This window comes from Chitinivibrionales bacterium, from assembly GCA_014728215.1.
Taxonomy (GTDB): domain Bacteria; phylum Fibrobacterota; class Chitinivibrionia; order Chitinivibrionales; family WJKA01; genus WJKA01.
This window is the reverse complement of sequence record WJLZ01000186.1, coordinates 1-4,482: the sequence shown is the minus strand read 5'-3', so window position 1 is coordinate 4,482 and position 4,482 is coordinate 1. Positions and strand designations below refer to the sequence as shown.

Sequence of the window (4,482 nt, the reverse complement as noted above, 5' to 3'; positions counted from 1 at the left end):
TACATAGACACCTCCTTGCCAATAAGTACCCATAAAAGAAGATCACCAATAACCGCGCAAAAATAGTGCCAGATGATGTGGGGATGGAAGGGGGGGGATATTAGGAAAATGGATTGGGGAAAGTGGATCGGGATAGTGGAGATTTTCTGGGCTGGCATAGCTGCATTCTCTACAATGGCATGCAAATTGCATACAGTTGAATAGATATGGCTGGTGGGATTTTTATAACCAAGGGGGTTAGTATGGAGCAGGCGATTTTATCCTCTTTTGCACAAGATCATGATGTCGCGCATCATTCACAGCACTTTTGTATGCTCGCAGCAAGCCGTCAAATCGGCCAGATAGCGCTTCTTTCAAGAAATCCGAATTATATCTGCCGTCATTGCGGCCGGGTTGCCGATATGGAGATGAATATTTGCGAGCCGATTCGGCTTAATGCCCTTGCCCCGGACAAACCGAAATCTCCCATGCAACGATTACGGTATGGGAGTACTGAGATAACGTATGGATAAGTTCGATGGACTGCTGGAGCAGTATGCCTGTGCGGGTGCTTATATCGAATAATTAGACGGTGATTTCCGGGGTTGCGTGCGGCCGTTTTCGATATGAATACCGCACTCTTTTTGCTCATCCTTTTCCCACCACCATCGCCCGGTCCTTATATCCTGGGCCCGTCCGACCCGTCTGCAGCAGGGAGCACAGCCGATTGTCGGATAGCCTTCATCGTACAATTTATTATACGGCACCCCGTTGTTGCGGATATACTCCCAGACATTTATTTCGAGCCAGTTGGCAAGGGGGCACACTTTATATACCCTGTTTTCTTTACTGTACGAGAACACATCGATATCGCTTCGTGACGGCCCCTGCTCTTTTCTCAGACCGGTAATCCACACATCGGCATCGGCAAGGGCCCGCTTCAATGGCTTCACTTTGCGGTAATAGCAGCACTTTTTTCTGTTTTCACTGCTTGCATAAAAAAGATTGGGGCCCTGATGGTTTACCAGGTCGGTCAGGTCTTCAGGGTCGGGATGGAACGATTCGATCGTAATCCCGTATCGGGCGATTGCCTCCTCCCAGACATCGTAATACTCCTGAAAGTTCCGTCCGGTATCGATTGTAAAGACCCGCGGCCTGACGCCAAGGCTTGCAAGCATGTGCAGCAGGACCATGCCCTCGGCGCCGAAACTGGTCGACAATTTAATCTTTTCGGGCGGGAATTCCTCGTAGCACCACTGCAAAATTTCAAAGGCATTTTTGTCGCCAAGTTGCTTATTGACATATGCTATTTTGTATGGATCCTTCATTACAACGCTGTCCTGCCGTATCATTGTTTCCGTATCACAAGCGACCAGCATTCGCCCTTCCGTTCCTGCCGAACAATTGCGTGGCCTTCAGCCAGAACCGACCTCGGTACATTCTCTATCGGAGGGCCGTCATCGAGCAAAACTTCCAGGATATCACCGCTACTCATGCCTGCAAGATCGATCTTTACTTTCACGAAGTTCATCGGACAGGCGACTCCCCGGTAATCCTTGATTTTTCCGGCAGACACGTCCCGATTATCCTGTCCGTTTTTTTGAGGAGCATCCGGAAGCTGAGTACCGACGGCAAGCTTTTCCGCCGGGAATACCAGTGAATCATCCATCGAATTATACAGCGCCTCTACCTCATCGATCAGATCCATCGCCTCTTCTTTGGCCGCAACCAGAACAGCATCGTCCCCCTTTACCGCTGCATCAATTACAGGATTCATCTTTGGGGAAATAAGGCCGGTATCGATAAAATGAGTTTGAAATGCACGAAGTGCCTGTCCGGGGGAATCTGCGGAAACACCTTTTGTTATGAGTAATGCCCGGGATGCTGCGACAATCGCTGCATGGACCTGTTTGCCGGCAGGAGCATTCTTTGCCGCCTGTTCCGCCTCGGCAACATGTTTCTTTGCAGAAGAGATATCCAGATCGATAAGATCGAACACACCGGCAGAACACTCTCCCGGGCTTTTGCCCTTGAGCGAAAACGGTTCATCGGCACCCCAGTCGTAGTAAATATTTTTATCCTCTTCGAATGAAGGCGCATTTTTGTAGCGGAGGCATAGCGCATGGATATCATACTTGCCCCGGGTTTCAATGTATTTTGTAAAGGAACCGAATGGTTTTCCGTATTTTTTCCAGGCCTTTGCGACCCGTTCCAGAAATTCGGGCACTTTATACGCGGGAATATCTCCCACCGGGTCGGCAAAGCGGGCATTCTCGCCGCCGCGTATCGCGCCGATAACAACTTTGTACGAAGGATACAGGTGGTCGCCGTTTCGACGGGCCCCGCCGAAAAAACCGATATCAGCCAGCGGGTGTTGGCCGCAGGAATTGGGGCAACCGGAAAATGCCGGGAAGATGTCATCGGGAAAGCTTGCACCCCCCGCATTCTTTTCCGCCTTTCTGTAGATCGCTTTTACCAGCTCCCGGGGATTGCAGATTCCCAGCCTGCAGGTTTGCGCACCGGCGCACGAAACAACCCTTCCCCACACCGGATTTGTTGCAGCAAGATCGGTGATCTCCCGCAATTCCCGGTAAAGGACGGGGAGCATGTGCGGAGGGATATTCCGGAGAGCAATATTCTGGTCCATTGTCAATCGTATGGTGTCGGCATCGACAGGCTTGAGCACTGCGGCAAGACGCCCCATGCAACGGGCATCGGTCTGACCAAGGAACAATGGCACGATAACGCAAGAGCGATCTCTCTGTTTCTGCCCGTAAACATATCCGGATTTCCAGAGCTGATATTTTTTATCAACCGGTTCATCGAAAATTGCCGATTGCACCGGGCCTTCCGTCGAAGCATCACCATTCTTTATGTCAATTGCGATATCCGGGTACGCCATCACCCGCCCAAGCTCTTCTTTGTAGAGCTTTACAAAATTCTCCTCCCCAAGAGTGCGGAAGAGAAACCGCAACCGGGCGGCATGTTTGTTCCGGCGGTTGCCACGGAAAGAAAAGAGATTGCGTAATGCACGAGTCACCGCAAGAATATCCCGGGAAGGAATAAATTCGTGCAGCAGATGAGCTATTTCAGGCTTTGCGCCCATGCCGCCTGCTGCATAGACCGCAAACCCCTGTTGACCGTTAGCCATGCGGGCGACAAAGCCTAAATCGTTAAAGCGGGCATTGGCATTGTCCGGTTCCCGGTTGGCAAAGGTAATTTTGAATTTCCGGGGGAGTTTCCATGATTCGGGATCGGCAATAAGGCGACTCGAAAGCGCGACCGCCCATGGAGTAACATCAAAGACCTCATCGGCCGCAACCCCCGAGTCGTATGATGCCGTGATATTCCGGACCGTATTACCGCCGCCGCCCCGGGAACTCAATCCGACTTTGGCCAGCTCCCGCAAAGCGGGAATAGCCGATTCAAGAGAGACATCATGGATCTGCAGCTCCTGACGAGTGGTTGCATGAATTACTCCGGAGCCGTACTGTTCAGCACACCGGGCAACAACCGCCAGTTGTTCAGGCGTAATTCCGCCTGCCGTGCACCGCACTCTCACCATATAAGAACCATCCTTCCGCTGCTCATAGACGCCGAACGGCACCCGATGCGCCTTCAATTCAGCAGCATCGACCTCCCCGGCAATATGCCGCTCGATCAATCGCTCCAGTGTATCGATTTCATTGTGCACCGTATGCGGCAATTCATAAAATCTCATACTTCTTTTTCCTGTTGTAATTCATCCCCTTTGATGCATACTAGCTTTTCCATCATAACAGATAAGCGTAGTGTGCTCTCGCTTATTTTTCTATTACCACGTGGTGGTTCCCGTTTTCTGCGACAATCGAAACTATTCTATGCCCGCTTTCTTCCGCCGACCGGGGAACATTGTTGAGCGGCTCATCTCCCGCAAGGAGCACATCGAGCATATCCCCTTTCTCAAGCTGCGCCAGTTTAAGTTTTACCTTCACCATTGTCATCGGGCAATGCTCTTTTGTGATATCGAGTGTATGCGTTGCCATACTGTATCTCCTGTCCTGCATAATTTTTCTTACAACATCGTACTCCATGACCTGGTATACCTCAGCAATCGCTGCTTAGATAAAAATCACCTGTGCATCTTCCGAATATTTCAAAAAGGTCGCCACGCCGATGATCTCCTTGACATACTCATCCAGGTCCTCCCGTTTGATCCCCAGGATATTCATCGCCATTTCACAGGCAATAAGGTTGATTCCCAGCTCTTTTGCCGCAGCGATCAGTTCCGGAAGCGTTGCGCCATTGTTTTTTTTCATCATGAAGGTCATCAATGATGGACTTACATTACCGAAATTCAACCTGCTGAGTGGAAGCGTCTTTTTCCCGCCCATAAGAAAATTGAATATCCGGTCGAGAATGCCTTTGCCGATCCAGGTCCTTCCGGGCTTCTTTTTCAGGATATTGAGGCCCCAGAAGGTGAAAAACATATTGACTTCCCAGTTAACCGCTGCAGCGCCTGTT

Annotated in this window: 5 protein-coding genes; 1 reads left to right on the top strand and 4 read right to left on the bottom strand. The window is 50.6% G+C overall.

Features of this window, described 5'->3' with window-relative positions; all coding sequences use genetic code 11:
* The first annotated feature begins 242 nt into the window (after positions 1 to 242).
* Positions 243 to 512, top strand: a complete 270-nt coding sequence (locus GF401_16735) for a hypothetical protein (GenBank protein ID MBD3346704.1) — start codon at positions 243 to 245, stop codon at positions 510 to 512.
* 39 nt (positions 513 to 551) lie between these two features.
* Here the strand turns inward: GF401_16735 and GF401_16730 are convergent, their stop codons facing one another.
* The 4 genes from GF401_16730 to GF401_16715 form a co-directional block, all read right to left on the bottom strand.
* The gene (locus GF401_16730) at positions 552 to 1,358 is read right to left on the bottom strand and encodes a phosphoadenylyl-sulfate reductase (protein MBD3346703.1); all 807 of its coding nucleotides are present in this window, start codon (positions 1,356 to 1,358) and stop codon (positions 552 to 554) included.
* Complete coding sequence (locus GF401_16725) at positions 1,328 to 3,700, bottom strand: sulfite reductase subunit beta (hemoprotein) (protein MBD3346702.1); 2,373 nt, start codon at positions 3,698 to 3,700, stop codon at positions 1,328 to 1,330. Before GF401_16725 ends, GF401_16730 begins: the two co-directional genes overlap by 31 nt.
* A gap of 82 nt (positions 3,701 to 3,782) precedes the next feature.
* Positions 3,783 to 4,004 carry a sulfurtransferase TusA family protein gene (locus tag GF401_16720; GenBank protein ID MBD3346701.1) on the bottom strand — a complete coding sequence of 74 codons (222 nt, stop codon included), beginning with the start codon at positions 4,002 to 4,004 and terminating at the stop codon, positions 3,783 to 3,785.
* Between the two features lie 75 nt (positions 4,005 to 4,079).
* Positions 4,080 to 4,482 (bottom strand): hypothetical protein (locus tag GF401_16715; protein MBD3346700.1); only part of this gene is annotated, 403 nt, incomplete at its 5' end.

What these genes read in the sequence shown, in the direction of transcription:
- GF401_16720 (MBD3346701.1), bottom strand. Translation starts at nt 4,004, where the DNA reads ATGGCAACGCATACACTCGATATCACAAAAGAGCATTGCCCGATGACA.
- GF401_16735 (MBD3346704.1), top strand. Translation starts at nt 243, where the DNA reads ATGGAGCAGGCGATTTTATCCTCTTTTGCACAAGATCATGATGTCGCG.
- GF401_16725 (MBD3346702.1), bottom strand. Translation starts at nt 3,700, where the DNA reads ATGAGATTTTATGAATTGCCGCATACGGTGCACAATGAAATCGATACA.
- GF401_16730 (MBD3346703.1), bottom strand. Translation starts at nt 1,358, where the DNA reads ATGCTGGTCGCTTGTGATACGGAAACAATGATACGGCAGGACAGCGTT.